The sequence below is a fragment of the Actinoplanes utahensis genome (assembly GCF_016862455.1).
In the GTDB taxonomy this organism is placed as follows: Bacteria; Actinomycetota; Actinomycetes; order Mycobacteriales; family Micromonosporaceae; genus Actinoplanes; species Actinoplanes utahensis.
Window position 1 is genome coordinate 11,986 of record NZ_BOMZ01000103.1, and the last position, 17,835, is coordinate 29,820.

A 17,835-nucleotide genomic window follows, 5' to 3' on the forward strand; every position below is an offset into this window, starting at 1 on the left:
CATCGACGGCGATGACGGTCCCCGATCCTGGCGCAGGCGGCATACGCTGGACTCGCGTGTGCTCCGCCGAGGGGGGAAGCGGTTGACCAGAGCGTATATCTCCGCCACGTTCGAGGATCTCCGGGAATGCCGGGCCGCGGTCCAGTCCGCCCTCTCCCAGCTGGAGATGAACTATCGGACGATGGAGGTGTACGTCGCCGAGGGCCGGGCCCCGCTGGAGCGCTGCCTGGAGGACGTCGCCGGATGCGACCTCTACATCGGCATCTTCGCCTGGCGGTACGGTTACCGCCCGCCCGGCCACACCAAATCGATCACCCACCTGGAGTACGAGCACGCTGTCCACCTCGGCAAACAGTGCCTGATCTTCCTCCTCGACGAGGATGCACTGTGGCCGGTGAAATACGTGGACCGCGGCGCCGACGCGGCCGCCGTGGCCGATCTGCGCAAGACCGTCGCCCGTGACCACCTGTGCAGCTTCTTCACCAACGACGAGAACCTGGCCCTCCAGGTGGTCGCCGCGGTCACCCGCTATCTCTCGCACGCCGTGCCCGAGCCGGCGCTCCCGCCCGGCCCGGTTCCCGGCGAGGGGCTCGACGACGAGTCCCGCGAGCGCTACTTCGAACGGCTCCGCCAGCAGTACGGCGACCTCGACCTGGACGCCCTCTCCGAGAACCAGCCGGACGGGTACGCCCGGGCCCAGCTCTCCTCGGTCTTCGTGGAGCCGTACGTCCGGGCCGAACAGCCGCCGGAGCTGCCCCGCCCGCTGCGGCACGAGCTGGACGCCACGGTCCGCGGGCGCGGCGCCGTCGCCGAGGACCCGGAGGTGGCCGACCTGGTGCGCTTCTACACGGCGTACCAGAACCGGCCCCTGCAACTGGTCCTGGACGTGCTGCCCGGCGTGGAGCAGCAGCGGTTCGTGCTGCTCGGCGAGCCCGGCGCGGGCAAGTCGGCGGTGGTCCGTTACCTCGCCCTCGCGCTGACCTGGGAGCGCCCCGACGACCGGCTCCGGCACCTGGCCGGGCACCTGCCGATCCTGGTCGAGGTCCGGCTCTACGCGGCGGCGTACTCCTCCGGTGAGTGCCGGACCTTCCTGGACTACCTGGCCCGGCGCGCCGACACCGACGGCTACCAGCACGAGCCGGAGGCGCTGCGCAACCATCTGAGCCGCAACGAGCCGGCCGTGGTGATCTTCGACGGGCTGGACGAGATCCTCGACGCTCGGGTCCGCGACGACATCGCCGGCCAGATCGCCGCGTTCGCCGGGACCTTCCCCCGGGCCCGGATCATCGTCACCTCCCGCCTCGCCGAGTACCAGCGCCGCATCCTCAGCGGCGCCGGCTTCGCCCACTACACGCTGCAGGACTTCGACTCCCGGCACACCTCGGAGTTCCTCGACCGCTGGTTCCGGCTGACCCAGCCGGACCGTCCGGTGGAGGCGGCCCGCCGCCGGGACCTGGTCGGCGCCGCGATCCGGCAGTCCCGCGAGCTGACCGAGCTGGCCGGCAACCCGATGCTGCTGAGCATCCTGGCCATCATCGGCCAGCACCGGATGCTGCCGAAACACCGCTGGCAGCTTTACAACCAGGCGGCCAACGCGCTGGTCGAGCGGTGGGACAACATCCGGCACCTGGACGACCGGGTGCCCGGCGCGGCGTTCGTCGACGCCGAGGACAAGCGGGAGGTGCTGCGCCAGCTCGCCTACGCGATGCAGTTCGGCCTGGACGGCCTGAACGCCGGTTACGTCGGCCGTGAGCAGCTGAAACGGCGCCTCGCCGATTACCTGGAGGACCATTACAACCTGCGGACCACCGCCGCGGTCGAGGCGGCCGTCGTGGTGATCGGCCAGCTCCGCGAGCGCAGTTTCATCCTGAGCCGGTACACCGACGGCGGGTACGGCTTCGTGCACCGTACCTTCCTGGAGTTCTTCTGCGCCTGGGCGATCGTCCGCAAGGTGCAGCACACCAGCGAGTGGTCGTTCGAGCGGGTGGTCCAGCTCTTCCAAGAGCGCTGGCACGACCCGGCGTGGCGGGAGGTGCTCCGGCTGGTGGCCGGTGAGCTGCACGCCCCGCTCGCCGCCGATCTGGTGCGGTTCCTGGTCACCGGCGCCTACCCGGAGTGGCCGCCCCGGACCACCGCCGCCCAGGACCCGCCCCCGCCGCCGTGGAACGTCGCGCTCGCCGTGCAGTGCCTGGCCGTGATCCGCCCGCTGAGCCAGACCGGCCGGGCCGTGGAGCTGACCCTGCATCACATCATCAAGGTGATCGACTACTGTGCCCGGGCCCAGGACCCGGCGGCGATCGCCCTGCTCGGCGAGGAGATCCTGCCCGCGATCGAGGCGATCGGCCCGCAGTGGCCGGCCCGCCAGGCGCAGACCTACCTGGCCTGGTACGCCGAGTACGGCTGCCGTCTGGTGGTGAACCCCGCGGCGTCGTACGCGGCCCGGGTCGCCGCCATGATGGCGAGTCAGGAGGACCGCATCGACGAGGTGCTCACCGACCTGATGGACACCGCCGACGACGTCCGGGTGGTGTGCGCGGCGGTGGCCGGCCTCGGCGAACTGGTCCGCCGCTCCTACCGCGGGGAGTACCGGGTGGACGTCACGCTGGCGAAACGCCGCCTGATCGAGACGGCCAGCGGCGACCGCGCCGATCCCCGGGCGGTGGTCCGGCTCGCCGCGGCCAGGGCGCTCGGCGCCGTCGCCGGCACCGACCCGAAGATCCACGCGGTGCTGTTGCAGATGGTCCTGAAGGAGAGCTTCGCCGACGCCCGGCTGGCCGCCGTGCAGGCCCTCGGCGACCGCTTCCACGCCGACCGGGAGACCGACGACGTGCTGCTCGGCCTGCTGCACGAGAACCGGCACACCGCGGTGCGGGTGGCCGCGGTCCAGGTCCTCACCCGGGACCGCCAGATCCGCACGCCGGTGGAGACCGCGCTGCTCACCGCCGTGCGGGGGGACGACGACGCCGAGGTGGTCGAGCTGGCGGCGCGGGCGCTGCTACCCCGCCGGGCGGTCACCGACCAGGTGCGCCGGGTGCTGGCCGAGCGGCTCGGCGACGATCCGGCCGGCGGCGTGCGCCGGGTCGCGGTCCGCCTGCTCGGGCAGTTCGGGCACGAACCGGAGCTGGTCGAACGCGTTCGGCGCGACCCGGACGGCGCGGTGGTGCGGGAGGCCGCCGGGGTGCTCGGCGCGCGCGTCGACGGGCCGTACACCGCGCTCTGCGGTGCCCTGGTGGACCGATGGGAGAGCGAGCCGGACGAAGTGATCCGGCTGGTCGTCGTGCGGATGCTCAACGAGGTGTGCCAGACCGACCGGCGTACCGATCAGGTCCTGGCCGTGGCCGCCCAGCACGACTCGGCCCCGGCGGTGCGGCTGGCCGCCGCCGAGGCGCTCAGCAGCCGCTCGCCCGGCGACCGGGGGCGCGCGGTCTTCGGCCACATCGTCACGCACGACTCGTCGGCGCAGGTCCGGCTGGTCGCCGTGCAGGCGCTCAGCCGGGATCCGGACCTGGCCGCCACGGCGATCCTGGCCCGGGTCCCGATGGTGGACACCGACATGCGGGTCCGGGCCGCCGCCACCCGCGGCCTGGCCGGCCGGGACCTCGACGAGACGGTCGGGCGGCGACTGGTCGAGCTGACCGCGGCCCGGCACCACCCGCAGATCCGGCTGGCCGCGGTGGAGGCGCTCGAGGAGAGCCGGCCACGCGGCATCGACCTGGTCGCCGTCTTCCAGGACCGCACCACCAGCGACACCGTGGGCGAGGTGTTCGCCGCCGCCGCGGTGGCCGCTCTCGCGCACTCCGGCGGCGCCGCGGAACTGTGGCCGATCATCGCCGCCCGGGCCGCCGACGACCCCAATCCGCAGGTCCGTTCGGCCGCGGTGGCCCTGCTCGCCTCGGCCGCCGGGTTCGCCGGGGCGCAGGAGATCATCCAGGATCGGCTGCGCCGGGACGGCGACACCGAGGTGGTCGTCGCGGCCGCGCAGGCGGGTCTGGCGCTCGGCATGGACGAGGTTCCGCGCCTGCTCATCCCGCGGCTGGACGACGCGGACGCGCATCTGCGGTGCACGATCATCCGGCTGCTCGCCGCCCGCCTGGCCACCGACGAGGAGGGCCGCGACGCGGTGCTGCGGCAGGCGCGGACGGAGAACCGTGAGGTGCGCCGGGCGGCCGTGGAGGCGCTCACCGTGGTGGCCGACCTGCCCGAGGTCCGCGCGGTGCTCGCGGAGCGGACCGACGACACCGACCATTTCGTCCGGGCCACCGCCAAGCGCCTGCTCGGCGGGCGCCCGGGGGACGCGGTCTGAGCCCGTCCCCCGGCAGCCCGGCGGGGGTGGGTCAGTCGCTGATGAAGAGGTACTCGGTGCGCTCCAGGATGTCCTTGGGCAGGTCGATGCCCTCGGCCCGGCTGCGGGTGAGCACCTGGTTCATCACCTTCTCGGCGATCGGGACCTGGCCGAGGACCACCCGGGTGGCGACCTCGGTCTCCACGAACCGGCTGCCCAGGATGGAGAAGGTGCGGTACGCGGTGAACGGGGTGGCCCGCTCGTTGACCTGCATCACGGCCGGCAGTTCGGTCCAGTCCCGGGGCAGGGACGCCGGCATCCGCACCGGCTCGACCACCTGACGGTCCTTGTTGCGCAGCACGCCGAGGCGCAGCAACTGCCAGACCGCGGCGAGGTAGGCGCAGGACCAGATGTTCTCGTCGTCCCACAGCTCGACGTCGACGAAGATCGAATGCCGGTTCACCGCGTTCTGCAGGGCGGGCCGCCACCGGTTGGCCGACATCGCCAGCGGGCTCTCCAGGACCGAGGAGTTCTGGCCGTTGGAGAGCCATCCGGTGTCCATCAGCGGCGGGCGGCTGCCGTTCGCCCCGGGGATCGGCTCGGCCACCAGTTGGTCGCGTACCAGCCGGGCCAGGTCGATGTCGCCGGCCTTGGCGCAGGCCGACTCCCGGGCCAGGTAGTCGATGGTCAGCCCGTTCTCGCCGGCGGCCGCGAGGACCATCTCGATCAGGTCGGCCGGGGTGCCGAGCTGGCTGAAGTAGTCGTCGATCAGGAAGCAGGTGGAGATCCGCGGGCGGCTCTTGCCGTGCCGGTCGGCGCCGATGTCCCGGGCCGCGTCGACCCAGCGGGCGACCCGTTTGAAGTACGCGTCGAGATGCTTGCGCCCGAGGGCGAAGTCCTCCATGTAGAGGTGTCCCACCTCCAGCGACAGGTGGGAGAAGGGGACCGACTGGGGAGCCTCCCCGGCGCTCTTCTCACGGAAGGTGACCAACGGCTGGGCTGTGATCGTCGTCATAGTGTCTCCCAGGCCTTCTGCTCCACGATGCGGCCGGCCAGCTCGTTGAAGGCGTCCCGCGTCTTCGGGTTGGCGATACCGTCCGCCACCTCGCTGTCCGTAATCAACTGCTCCTGCCATTGCAGCATGGGATCGAGAGGCACGGAGCCCAACAGGCGACTGCGCCCGACGTGGTGATCGCCGGCCAGCTTGTTCAGTCGCTCGTTGCTGTCGTGCAGCCAGATGCCCTGCTTGGCGCTCAGGCCCCGCTGGGTCTCGGTCGTGGGGTCGATGATGGCGGTCCGCACGAATCGCAGATTGTCCATGAACTCCTCCGGGTCGTGGCCGAATTTCTCGGCGCTCTCCCGAAGGCCCCGCGGGCCGGCGACGAGGTTGCCGGCGGCCACCACGTGCTGCCGGGTCCACCGGTGGAAGACCAGCCACCGGCTGGTGATGTTGCGCATGGCCGGCGCCGCGGTGACCCGGAGGGCCAGCTCGACCGCCAGGTTGCGGCCCGCGCTCAGATCGATGAGGCAGAGACTGAACTCGGCGTTCAGCTTGAGGAACAGGTCGAGACACTGGTCCACCAGGGCCTGCCGCTTGACGCTCACCGCGTCGCCGCCGACGTCGACGAAGTCACCGCCGCCGACGTCGCCGGGCAGCAGGATGAGCCGGCCGGCGCCGGCCGGGCGGTGCCGGACAGCGGGCCGGTCGGTCTCCGCCCAGACGTCGATCTTGGCGGGCTGGTAGACGGTGCGCTGCAGGTAGCTGTGCATGCCGGTGCCGTCGGTGATGCCGTTCTCGGCACGCTCGATCCCGAAGATCGCGCCCGCGGTCGGTGAACCGAAGTCGAAGTCGAGGTAGCAGACGTCATTGCCCTGCAGGGCGCTCCGGTACAGCAGGTTGCTGCTGGTCACCGACCGCCCGGTGCCGCCCTTGTCGGACGCGGCGAAGATGAACATCAGAACCCCGTGCCGTCCGTCCGGCGGACCGCGTCGAGTCCGTCGAGGTCCTGGAGGATGCCGGTGGCGAGGGCCCCGGCGGAACCCGGGCGAATCGCGATGATCCTGCGCGCCCGCTCTAATCTGCTCCGGATATTGGTCAAGGTGTCCTTCACTCGGGGGCTGGCTTCCGAGGAGCCCCTCATGAGCTCCATGTCGTACAGGTGCTCCGCCTCGTAGAGCAGGTCGTAACTGCGGATCACCGAACGATCGTTGACGAGCGGCTCCCGGCTGAGCAGGTTCGCGGTGCTGACCAGTCCCTGCACCACGCGCTCGGTGTAGTACCAGGAGGGCTCCTTGAAGTCGGAGATTCCCTCGAAGACGTTGGACGGCTGATCCCAGAGGTTGAGGTGGGCGGGCCCGGTCAGCCGGCGCCGGACGAGGTGGTCCCAGATCCGGTCGGCGAGTCGCATCAGGACGGCGCGCTGTTCCACGTCGGTGAGCAGGCCGGCGATCACGATCGCGCGCTGCAGCAGCAGCGAGGCGAACTCGGTGACCAGCCAGACCGGCTGGACCTCGCCCTTCTTGACCTTGCCGTTCGGCTGGTCCTCGTCGCCCCGCTCGAGCGGGACCAGCAGGCCGGGGGAGTGCAGCCGGATCCCGGAGTCGCTGTCCCGGGACTGCCGGGTCACCCGCCCCTCGTTGGCCAGGTCGGCCAGGACCGTGCCGATCCGGGCGAGCAGGTTGTCCGCGCCACGGCGGCGCTCCAGGTCCTTGACCACGATGGAGGTCACCAGGAGGGTGTAGTACTCGCTGCGCAGTCGGTCGGTGGTCTGCCAGGGCGGGTCCTCCAGCGGCCAGACCTGCCCGTCACCGAAGGTCGCGACCGTCGCCCAGTAACTGAGGGTCAGGTCCCAGCGCAGCTGGAGGGCGCGGGAGAGCCGCTGCTGCTCCTCGTTGAGCAGGCCCAGCACACGGGTCCGCTCGGAGAAGAGGTCCGCGATGGCGTCGACCGCCACCACGGTGAAGTACAGGTACGGCTTGTTCTCGGCGATGCCGGAGGGCTGCTCGCCGATCTCGTCGTAGATCTCCTGGCCGACGTCGTCGGGGCCGGTCGGCTCGGTCTTCTTCTGCTCCAGCTCGACCTCCGGGGCGTCGCGCACGACGCTCCAGGACCAGCCGCACTCGAAGAGCCGGTTGCCGCTCTCCAGCTCCTTCGTCTGCCCCGATCCGATGAGCACCTCGCCGAACGACGCGATGGTCTCCTGCAGGGCGTCGCGGAACCGCCGGACCACCGTCTTGGTCGGCTCGCCGGTGCGGTTGAGCGTGCGGAGCAGGACCTGGCCCGGATCGTCCTCGGGCTCGAAGACGTGGGTGGAGAAGCTGCGCAGCAGGCCGACCATGGCGGCGGTGAGCCGGGCGCTGGCCAACCGCTCCAGCCGTCGCAGCTCGCGCCGGCGCTCCTCGCGGGAGACCGCCTGCCGGAAGATCCGGACGAAACCGATGGTGGCCAGGGAGAGGGTCACCGAGATCGCGTACGAGTCGACGATGTCCCGGTCGCGCTGCTCCGCGGTGAGGATCTCGCCGTCGGTCAGGGTGGTGTAGTAGCTGCCGCCGGCGAAGATCGGGCGCCCGGTCTCCTTCTCGGAGTACCGCGAGAAGTACTGCGTGGCGATCCGGACCAGCTCCATCGGGATGGTCTTCTCGTCGCCCAGCGGCCGCAGCGCCTCGAGCATGCTCTCCACCGTGGTGTCCGGCCGGTCCAGGCCGAAGCTGGGGATCTGGGTGGCGGGCAGCAGCACGCAGAGCAACTGCTCGGCGTCACTGATCGAGTTCGAGCCGTCCCGGCCGCCCCAGTGCCATTCGCCGTCCCGCCAGCACGAACGGGCGGTCGCTCGCCAGATCTCGAGCAGATGCTCGCGCGGTTCCATCCTCACCGGGGCGCACCACCATCTCCGCTGACTACAGGGCAATACCGAGGGTGTCCCGACGTGCCGTCGGGTCGGCCGGCCGCGGAGCTGAGGCGGAAACTCTTGGCGGTCGGTGCCGATGGCCGACAAACCGGCCGACGAACCCATGATGGCGCATCAGTCAAGCAAACGACCGAACGGGCACGACCGGATCGCGTGATGCACAGAATGAGACAGAGCCGTGATTTGCCCTCAAGATCATCTACTGAGGGCGAATACCTGCCACTATCCGCAAAACGGACCAGATGTGCGGCAAGCGGATCGAGCCGTTCCGCCGACCCCTTGAGGGGCCCCGGAAAAGCCCACGGTGTACCCCGTGAACGCCGAAGGCGGCGGCCCACCGGGCCACCGCCTTCGTCTCGCCGACTCGACTCGCGTCAGTTGGCCTGCTCGGCCAGGGCGAGGAACTGCTTCTTCGAGGCGAGCGCCTGCTCGGCCTCCTTGATCCGCCGGGCGTCGCCCGCGGCCTTCGCCCGCTCCAGCCGCTGCTCGGCCTCGGCCACCTGGTCGCGCATCTGGCGCAGCAGCGGGTTGTCCTGTGGTGCGGTCTTGCGCCACGCCGAGTCCATCGCGACCCGGATCCGCTCCTCGGCGGCCCGCCAGCGGCGGTCCAGCGAAGCCGACGCCTCCCGCGGCACGCGGCCGGCCTCGTGCCAGGCGGCCTGGGCGTCGCGCAACCTGTTCTGCGCGGCGCGGGCGTCCGCGTCCACGTCGACGGCCTCGAGCTCGGCCAGGATGGCCTGCTTCTTCTCCAGGTTGCCCTGGTATTCCGCGTCACGGGCGGAGAAGACCTCGCTGCGCCGGGTGAAGAACGCGTCCTGAGCGGCCCGGAAGCGTTCCCAGAGACGCTGCTCGGCCTCCTTGGCGGCGCGCGGCGCCGCCTTCCACTCGGTCATCAGGTCCTTGAGCCGGTTCGCCGTGCTCGACCACTCGGTCGAGGACGCCAGGCTCTCCGCCTCCTTGACCAGCTCCTCCTTGGCGGTCTGCGCCTGCTTGCGCTGGCCGTCGAGGGTGGCGAAGTGGGCGCCGCGGCGGCGGGTGAAGCCGTCCCGGGCGGCGGCGAAACGCTTCCACAGCTCGCCGTCGGTCTTCTTGTCGACGCCGCGGATGGTCTTCCACTCGTCGAGGATCTCCTTGAGGCGGTCGCCGGCCGTCTTCCACCCGGTCGCCTCGGCGGCGATCGTCTCCGCCTCCTCGACCAGGGCGGTCTTACGGGCGAGCGCCTCGGTGCGGGCGACCTCGCGAGCGGCCCGGGCCTCACCGGCCTTCTCCTCGGCCAGGGCGGCCAGTTTCTCCAGCCGGGTGGCGAGACCGTCGATGTCGCCGACGACGTGCGCCTCGTCCAGCGTCGTGCGCAGCCGCTTGACGCTGGTCAGGGAATGGGCCGCGTCCGCCGCGCCCGACTTGAGGCGAGCCTCGACGAGGTCGACCTCGGTCACCAGGTCCTCGAATCGCCGGGCGAAGTGGGCCAGGCCCTCCTCGGGGGTGCCGGCCTGCCACGAGCCGACCACCCGGTCGCCCTCGGCGGTCTTCACGTACACGGTGCCGTCGGCATCCACGCGCCCGAAGGCCGTCCAGTCGTTCATGAGCTCATCCTCGTTCTTCCCGGCGTCACGACCCGGAGCCCGGGCCCGCGGCAACCGCCATAGCGCAGTCTGAATGCCAATCTCCAACCGGCATTCTTTCTCGCGCATTGTCACAGGTCCAACCCGGTCAGGGGAAAGCTCCCGCTGACGACCGTGACGAAACGGTGTCCTACGGTTGGCCGGTGTCGTTCCGGACAGGTCAGCGAGTCGTCACGGTGGTCGGCCCGACGGCGGCCGGCAAGTCCGCGCTGAGCATCGCGCTCGCCCATGAGCTGGGCGGGGAGGTGGTCAACGCCGACTCCATGCAGCTCTACCGGGGCATGGACATCGGCACCGCCAAGTTGACCCCCGCCGAGCGCGAGGGAATCCCCCATCATCTGCTCGACATCTGGGACGTCCGGGAGCCCGCGGCGGTCGCGGAGTACCAGCGGCTGGCCCGCGCGGCGATCGACGGCATCCTCGCCCGGGGCCGGGTGCCCCTGCTGGTCGGCGGATCCGGGCTGTACGTGCGGGCGGTGTGTGAGGACTTCGAGTTCCCCGGCACCGACCCCGCGGTCCGCGCCCGGCTGGAGGAGGAGCTGACCGTGACCGGCCCGGCGGTCCTGCACGACCGGCTGCGCGAGCGCGACCCCGACGCCGCGGAGCGGATCCTGCCGTCCAACGGCCGCCGGATCGTCCGCGCGCTGGAGGTCATCGAGCTGACCGGGCGGCCGTTCACCGCCAGCCTGCCGGATCCGCGGCCGGTCTACGACACGGTGCAGATCGGCGTGGACCGGGAGACCGCCGTCCTGGACGAGCGGATCGCGCTGCGGGTCGATCTCATGTGGGCGGCCGGCCTGATCGGCGAGGTCCGTGGCCTGGACGGCCTGCGCGACGGCCGGACCGCCTCCCGGGCGCTCGGTTACCAGCAGGCGCTGGCCCAGATCGACGGCCTGCTCACCGAGGAGCAGGCGAAAGCGGACACCGTCCAGGGCACCCGCCGGTTCGTGCGCCGCCAGCGTTCCTGGTTCCGCCGTGACCCCTCGATCACCTGGCTGGACGGAGGCGACGAGAAGCTCGTGGCGGACGCTCTCCGGCTTGCGCGATGATGGTCCGATGCGTTTCACCAAGGGGCACGGCACCGGCAACGACTTCGTCGTCGTCGCGGATCCCGACGGCGAGCTGGAGCTGACGCCCGGCCTCGTCGCGGCGCTCTGCGACCGCCGCAAGGGCATCGGCGGCGACGGCGTGATCCGGGTGGTGCGCAGCGCCAAGCACCCGGAGGCGGCCGAGCAGGCCGCCGAGGCCGAGTGGTTCATGGACTACCGCAACAGCGACGGCTCGATCGCCGAGATGTGCGGCAACGGCCTGCGGGTCTTCGTCCGCTACCTGCTCACCCACGGCCTCGCCACGCCGGGCCCGTCCGGCCTGCCGGTGGCGACCAGGGCGGGGGTGCTGCGCACCGAGATCGGTGACGGCACGATCCGCACCCGGTTGACGACCCCGCGGGTGTACGCCGGAAGCACCGCCACCATCGGAGCCCTGACCGTCCCCGGCGTCGCCGTCGACTGCGGGAACCCGCACCTGGTCTGCGGCCTGCACGACGGGGTGGCGCTGGCGGCCCTCGACCTCACCCGGGCGCCGCTGCACGACCTCGCGGTCTTCCCGGCCGGGGTCAACGTCGAGTTCGTCGAGCCCGCCGAGCCGCTCAACGGCCTCGACCTGCACGTCCGGATGCGGGTGCATGAGCGCGGGTCGGGCGAGACCCAGTCGTGCGGCACCGGCGCGCTCGCCGTCGGCGCGGTCGCGCTGCGCGACGCCGGCCTGACCACCGGCTCGGTCGCGGTGGACGTGCTCGGCGGCCGGCTCGTGGTGACCTGCGAGCCCGACGGGTCCTGGTGGCTGGAGGGCCCGGCGGTGCTGGTCGCCGAGGGCGACGTGGATCCGGACGCGGTTCTCTGACGACCGCGGGGGGTACGAGCGCTCGCACCCGTACCCCCGAAAGGTCTCAGAAGGTCGTCTCCGGGGCCTGCGCCAGCTCGCTCTCCGGAACCGCGGCGGGGTTGGCCGGGGCCTGACCACCCTTGACCACCGCCCGGATCGCCGCCGCCACCGCCGGGGTGACCCGGGCGTCGAAGACGCTCGGGATGATCACCGTCGGGTTGAGCTTGTCCTCACCGACCACGTCGGCGATCGCGCGGGCCGCCGCCAGCGCCATCTCCTCGGTGAACTCCTCGGCGCTGACGTCCAGCATGCCGCGGAAGACGCCGGGGAAGGCGAGCACGTTGTTGATCTGGTTGGGCTGGTCGGAGCGGCCGGTGGCGACGACCGCGGCGTGCTTGCGGGCCTCCCGCGGGTCGACCTCCGGGTCCGGGTTGGCCATCGCGAACACGATCGACCTGTCCGCCATCCGGGCGATGTCGTCGCCGGTCAGCAGGTTCGGCGCGGAGACGCCGATGAAGACGTCCGCGCCGACGATCGCGCCGGGCAGGTCGCCGGAGTAGTTCTCCTTGTTGGTGTGGTCGGCCAGCCACTGCATCGACTCGTTGAGGCCGGGCATCCCGCGGTGCAGGGCGCCCTTCCGGTCGTACGCGATGATGTCGCCCACGCCCTGCCGCATCAGCAGCTTCATGATCGCCGTGCCGGCCGCGCCCGCGCCGGAGACCACCACCTTGACGTCCTCCATCCGCTTGCCGACCACCCGCAGCGCGTTGGTCAGCGCCGCCAGCACGCAGATCGCGGTGCCGTGCTGGTCGTCGTGGAAGACCGGGATGTCCAGCAGCTCGCGCAGCCGCGCCTCGATCTCGAAGCACCGCGGCGCCGCGATGTCCTCCAGGTTGATGCCGCCGTAGGCCGGGGCGATCGCCTTCACGATCGCCACGATCTCGTCGGTGTCCTGCGTGTCCAGCACGACCGGCCAGGCGTCCACCCCGCCGAACCGCTTGAACAGCGCGGCCTTGCCCTCCATCACCGGCATCGCGGCGGCCGGGCCGATGTTGCCCAGTCCGAGGACGGCCGAGCCGTCGCTGACCACGGCGACCGTGTTGCGCTTGATGGTGAGACGGCGGGCGTCCGCCGGGTTCTCCGCGATCGCCATGCAGACCCGGGCGACCCCCGGGGTGTACGCCCGGGACAGCTCGTCCCGGTTACGCAGCGCGACCTTCGACGACACTTCGATCTTGCCGCCCAGGTGCAGCAGGAAGGTCCGGTCGGAGACCTTCCGGACGTCCACGCCGTCCTGGTCCTCGAGCTGCTTGACGACCTGGTCGGCGTGCGCGGCGTCGGCGGTGTCGCAGGTGAGGTCGACGATCACATGGGTGGCGTCGGAGTCCACCACGTCCAGGGCCGTCACGATCGCACCGGCCTCGCCGACACAGGTGGTGAGCCGGCCGATGGACGAGGCGTCCGCGGTCACAGCGATACGGATCGTGATCGAGAATCCTGCGCTGGGCAGGCGGGTGGTCACCACGGTTTTCCCTCCGACGTTGGTGGGTGATGAGCAGAGTGAATTGTCGCTCGCGCGGAATGTTCGATCCCCTCGCGGTGGTTACCCGTGAGTTAGGCCCCGTTATCTGGATGCAAGCGCCCGCACGACGTGCCACGATCGTGCGGAGGAGGTCACTTTTGCGAAACACGTACCAGACACCCGTCCTTGACGAGCTGGATCCCACGACCGGGGATTTGGAGCTCGAGGAGCGGCACTCGCTCAGGCGGGTGGCCGGTCTTTCCACCGAGCTGACCGACGTCACCGAGGTCGAGTACCGGCAGTTGCGGCTCGAACGAGTCGTGCTGGTCGGAGTGTGGACCGAAGGAAGTGTGGAAGATGCCGACAATTCCCTGACCGAGCTGGCGGCGCTCGCCGAGACCGCCGGATCCCAGGTGCTGGAGGGTCTGATCCAGCGCCGCAAGCAGCCCGACGCGGCCACCTTCATCGGCCGCGGCAAGGTCGACGAGCTCCGCGACGTGGTCGTCATGACCGGCGCGGACACGGTCATCTGCGACGGCGAGCTGTCGCCGTCCCAGCTGCGCAACCTGGAGCAGCAGGTCAAGGTCAAGGTGGTCGACCGGACCGCCCTGATCCTCGACATCTTCGCCCAGCACGCCAAGAGCCGCGAGGGCAAGGCCCAGGTCGAGCTGGCCCAGCTGCAATATCTTCTGCCCCGGCTGCGCGGCTGGGGTGAGTCGCTGTCTCGTCAGGGCGGCGGCGCGGGTGGCGGCTCGGGCGGCGGTGGCGTCGGCACGCGTGGTCCCGGTGAGACCAAGCTGGAGACCGACCGCCGGCGCATCAACACCCGCATCGCGAAACTGCGGCGTGAGATCAAGGCCATGAAGACGGTACGGGAGACGAAGCGCTCCCGTCGTGTCGCCAACGGGATCCCGGCCGTGGCGATCGCCGGTTACACGAACGCCGGCAAGTCGAGCCTGCTGAACCGGCTGACGCAGGCGGGCGTGCTGGTGGAGAACGCGTTGTTCGCCACCCTCGACCCGACCACCAGGCGCACCGCCGCGGAGGACGGGCGGGTCTTCACCCTCTCCGACACGGTCGGTTTCGTCCGGCACCTGCCGCACCAGATCGTCGAGGCGTTCCGCTCGACGCTGGAGGAGGTGGCCCAGTCGGACCTGGTGGTGCACGTCGTCGACGGCGCCCACCCGGACCCGGAGGGTCAGGTCAGCGCGGTCCGCGAGGTGCTCGGCGAGGTCGGCGCCGACCGGCTGCCCGAGCTGCTCGTGATCAACAAGGTCGACGCGGCCGACGAGGAGACCGTCCTCCGGCTGAAGCGGGCCTGGCCGGACGCGGTCTTCGTGTCCGCCCGATCCGGGACCGGGATCGCCGAGCTGCACAAGGCGATCGCCGACCGGCTGCCGCGGCCCGCGGTCGAGATGCGGATCCTGATTCCGTACGACCGGGGCGACCTGGTGGCCCGGATCCACCGATCCGGCCAGGTGCTGCAGTCCCGGCACCTGGACGACGGCACCGAGCTGACCGTCCGGGTCGACGAGCAGTTCGCCGCGGAGCTGTCCGGCTTCCGGGCCTGATCTCCGCGTCGATGCGAAAAGCCGCGGCCGGTCCCGAAAGGGGCTGGTCGCGGCCTTTCTCTGCGGTTGCCCTGATCCACGGCTTCCCCGCCGCCGTGCTTTGATCCACACGTGATACCGGCATGAGACGTTGCGTGCGACACTGTGCGGATGCGGCGTCTCGTGTTTCCGACCATCGTGGCCATCGGTCTGGTAATGGTCGGCTCCTCCAGCGCGTCGGCTGACGATCCGACACCCGCGCCGACGGTGAGCGCGAAGGCGACGCCCGGCAAGAAGCTCTGCAAGATCGCGGACCCGGCGCTCGCCGAGGTCTCCGGCCTGGTCGCCACCAAGACCGGCTTCATCGTCGTCAACGACGGCAAGGAAGACAACAGCGGGGCGCGGATCTACTTCCTCGACCGGCAGTGCAACGTGACCAAGAAGGTCAAGTTCGGCTCCGACCCGCGTGACCCCGAGGACATCGTCCTCTCCCCGGACGGGAAGACCCTGTGGATCGCCGACACCGGCGACAACCGGGTCCGCACCTCGCCGCCCGAGCCGCGGCCGTCGGTGGTGCTCTGGAGTCTGCCGGTGGACGCCAAGTCGGATGCGGAGGCGGTGCTGCACCGGCTCACCTACCCCAAGGGCGACTATCACGACGCCGAGGCGCTGATCTTCGACGGTGACGGCGTCCCGCTCATCGTGACGAAGGAGATCGGCGGCCCGACCGGGATCTACAAGCCGGCCGCGGCGCTGAAGAAGGACAACGAGACCGGTGTGCCGCTGAAGCGGGTCGGCGAGATCACCCTGCGGGCCACCGAGACGGCCGGTAACGCGTACGCCCGGATCGGCAACAAGACGGTCACCGGCGGCGCGGTCACCCAGGGCCTGACCAAGGTGGTGCTGCGCACCTACACCGACGCGCTCGAGTGGGACGTCTCCGGCGGTGACGTGCTGGGCGCGCTGGCCAAGGAGCCGCGCACCACCGGCCTGCCCAACGAGACGCTCGGCGAGGCGATCGCCTACAGCCCCGACGGCAAGCTGTTCTACACCGTCTCCGACATGAGCGGTGTCACGAAGGACGCCAACCACATCCGGGAGTACACGCCGGCCACCACGGTCGCCAAGATCTCCGACAAGCAGGGCAACGGCGACACCGGCAGCCCGTGGTACCTGGACACCGACAACCTCGCCTACGCGATCGGCGGAGTCGGCGTGTTCGGCCTGATCCTGGTGGCCGCCGGCGTCTTCGGCATCGTGCGGTTCCGGCGGTCGCCGGCAGCGCTGGCCGCGGACGGCGACGACGCCGAGCCCGGCAAGCTGAACGTGGACGATCCGGAGACCGAGCTGATCGGGGTCGGCGGGCTGCCGCAGCGCGGCGCCTCCTACGGATCCGGCCGTCCGGGTGGCGGCGGCCCGGTCTACGGAGCGCAGTCCGGTCCGGCGTCCGGTGGTCAGCAGCGTGGCAACGGGCCGGTCTACGGCGCCGGTGGCGCCAAGCCCGGCGGTCCGGGCGGCGCCAAGCCCAGTGGCCCCGGCGGTCCCGGCGGCGCCAAGCCCGGCGGTCCCGGGGGCGCCAAGCCTGGTGGCCCGGGTGGTCCCGGCGGCAACAAGCCCGGTGGGCAGTACGGGCGACCGGCCGGACCTCAGCAGCCCGCCCGTGGCCCGCAGCAGCCCGCGCGTAATCCGCAGCAGGCTCCGCGTAATCCGCAGCAGCCTCCGCGCGGTCCGCAGCAGCCGCCGGGCCGTGGCGGTCAGCAGGGTCCGCCGCCGGGCCGTGGCGGTCAGCAGGGTCCGCCGCCGGGGCGTGGCGGTCAGCAAGGCCCGCCGCCGGGGCGTGGCGGTCAGCAGCAGCCGCCGGGCCGTGGCGGTCAGCAAGGCCCGCCGCCGGGCCGGGGCCCCCAGCAGCCCGCACGTGGGCCCCAGCAGCAGCCGCCCCGCAGCCCGCAGCCGCCCCGCAGCCCGCAGCCGCCCCGCAGCCCGCAGCCGCCGCGTGGCCCGCAACAGCAGCAGCCCGGCCGGGGCGGCCAGCAGGGACCGCCGCCCGGTCGCGGCCCGCAGCAGGGTGGCGGGGTCTACGGCGGCCAGCAGCAACCGCCGTCCGGCCGTGGCCCGCAGCAGGGCGGCGGGGTGTACGGCGGAGGTCCGTCCGGCCGTCTGTGACGACCGTGAGAGGCCGGTTCCGTTGCGACGGAACCGGCCTTTCGTGTCCGTGGGTCCTCAGACCCGCCGCAGCACCGCCACCACGCGGCCCATGATCGTCGCGTCGTCGCCCGGGATCGGGTCGAAGGCCGGGTTCGCCGGCATCAGCCAGACGTGCCCGTCCCGCTGGCGGTAACTCTTCACGGTCGCCTCACCGTCGATCATCGCGGCCACGATGTCGCCGGCCTCGGCGTTCGGCTGCTGCCGCACGACCACCCAGTCGCCGTTGCAGATCGCGGCGTCGATCATCGAGTCGCCCTTGACCTCGAGCATGAAGACGTCGCCCTCGCCGACCAGCTCGCGCGGCAGGGGGAAGAAGTCCTCGACGGCCTGCTCGGCGAGGATCGGCCCACCGGCGGCGATCCGCCCGACCAGAGGCACGTAGGCGGGCTGCGGACGGGCGGCCCGCAGGCTCTCGTCGTCGACCAGCTCCCCGGGCGCACGGACGTCCACAGCCCGGGGGCGGTTGGGGTCACGGCGCAGGTAGCCCTTGGACTCCAGGGCCTTCAACTGGTAGGCCACGCTGGAGGGGGAGACCAGGCCCACCGCCTCGCCGATCTCGCGCACGCTCGGCGGATAGCCGTAGCGCTCCACCCAGTCCCGGATGAACTCGAGGATGCGCCGCTGCCGGGCGGTCAGGTCGGCGGCGACCACTTCGGGAAGGTGGCTGACCGGTGTCACGGCTCGTAACTGGGGTGCGTCGGTGCCGCGCGAACGGCCCGTAGTGCGGCGCCGGGCGGCTTCGGGCTTCCTGGTCTGATGCTGCTGTCGGCTCGTCCGGTCGTCGGTCGACACGTCCGCCCTCCCTGTCGGCCAGTGCCTCGTCGGCACGTGGTGCGTCGCGGAGCCGGACAGTGCCGTGGGG

General features: G+C 71.5%; 11 protein-coding genes. 5 read left to right on the top strand and 6 right to left on the bottom strand.

The annotated features are described in order from the left end of the window. Nucleotides 1-82 precede the first annotated feature (82 nt). Nucleotides 83-4,303 carry a HEAT repeat domain-containing protein gene (locus Aut01nite_RS36060; RefSeq protein ID WP_043532490.1) on the top strand — a complete coding sequence of 1,407 codons (4,221 nt, stop codon included), beginning with the start codon at nucleotides 83-85 and terminating at the stop codon, nucleotides 4,301-4,303. Between the two features lie 31 nt (nucleotides 4,304-4,334). Here the strand turns inward: Aut01nite_RS36060 and Aut01nite_RS36065 are convergent, their stop codons facing one another. From Aut01nite_RS36065 to Aut01nite_RS36080, 4 genes are all read right to left on the bottom strand, one after another. Next, nucleotides 4,335-5,297, bottom strand: coding sequence for an SCO2522 family protein (locus Aut01nite_RS36065; protein WP_043532488.1), 963 nt, complete (start codon nucleotides 5,295-5,297; stop codon nucleotides 4,335-4,337). Further along, on the bottom strand, nucleotides 5,294-6,238 hold the full coding sequence (locus Aut01nite_RS36070; protein WP_043532486.1) for an SCO2523 family variant P-loop protein: 945 nt from the start codon (nucleotides 6,236-6,238) through the stop codon (nucleotides 5,294-5,296). The genes Aut01nite_RS36065 and Aut01nite_RS36070 overlap by 4 nt, the downstream gene beginning before the upstream one ends. Then, entirely contained in the window at nucleotides 6,238-8,148 is a 1,911-nt protein-coding gene (locus tag Aut01nite_RS36075; protein ID WP_052164523.1) for an SCO2524 family protein, read from the bottom strand. Before Aut01nite_RS36075 ends, Aut01nite_RS36070 begins: the two co-directional genes overlap by 1 nt. Before the next feature lie 416 nt (nucleotides 8,149-8,564). Continuing rightward, nucleotides 8,565-9,773, bottom strand: coding sequence for a DUF349 domain-containing protein (locus Aut01nite_RS36080; RefSeq protein WP_043532482.1), 1,209 nt, complete (start codon nucleotides 9,771-9,773; stop codon nucleotides 8,565-8,567). 182 nt (nucleotides 9,774-9,955) lie between these two features. Between Aut01nite_RS36080 and miaA the strand changes: the two genes are divergently transcribed. Continuing rightward, nucleotides 9,956-10,861: a tRNA (adenosine(37)-N6)-dimethylallyltransferase MiaA gene (gene miaA, locus Aut01nite_RS36085; RefSeq protein WP_043532711.1), complete on the top strand. Its 906-nt coding sequence runs from the start codon at nucleotides 9,956-9,958 to the stop codon at nucleotides 10,859-10,861. Nucleotides 10,862-10,868: 7 nt separating this feature from the next. Continuing rightward, nucleotides 10,869-11,714 (top strand): diaminopimelate epimerase, encoded by an 846-nt coding sequence (dapF, locus tag Aut01nite_RS36090; protein ID WP_043532479.1) that lies wholly within the window; start codon nucleotides 10,869-10,871, stop codon nucleotides 11,712-11,714. Nucleotides 11,715-11,760: 46 nt separating this feature from the next. On the opposite strand, the gene Aut01nite_RS36095 is transcribed toward dapF, so the two are convergent. Continuing rightward, nucleotides 11,761-13,221: an NAD-dependent malic enzyme gene (locus Aut01nite_RS36095; RefSeq protein ID WP_043532477.1), complete on the bottom strand. Its 1,461-nt coding sequence runs from the start codon at nucleotides 13,219-13,221 to the stop codon at nucleotides 11,761-11,763. Nucleotides 13,222-13,376: 155 nt separating this feature from the next. On the opposite strand from Aut01nite_RS36095, the gene hflX reads away from it, so the two are divergent. Together hflX and Aut01nite_RS36105 are read left to right on the top strand one after the other, a co-directional pair. Further along, nucleotides 13,377-14,789 carry a GTPase HflX gene (gene hflX / locus Aut01nite_RS36100; RefSeq protein ID WP_043528852.1) on the top strand — a complete coding sequence of 471 codons (1,413 nt, stop codon included), beginning with the start codon at nucleotides 13,377-13,379 and terminating at the stop codon, nucleotides 14,787-14,789. Between the two features lie 150 nt (nucleotides 14,790-14,939). Beyond that, nucleotides 14,940-16,931, top strand: coding sequence for a YncE family protein (locus Aut01nite_RS36105; RefSeq protein WP_043528854.1), 1,992 nt, complete (start codon nucleotides 14,940-14,942; stop codon nucleotides 16,929-16,931). 57 nt (nucleotides 16,932-16,988) lie between these two features. On the opposite strand, the gene lexA is transcribed toward Aut01nite_RS36105, so the two are convergent. Beyond that, nucleotides 16,989-17,765, bottom strand: a complete 777-nt coding sequence (lexA, locus tag Aut01nite_RS36110; protein WP_043528856.1) for a transcriptional repressor LexA — start codon at nucleotides 17,763-17,765, stop codon at nucleotides 16,989-16,991. Nucleotides 17,766-17,835 lie beyond the last annotated feature (70 nt).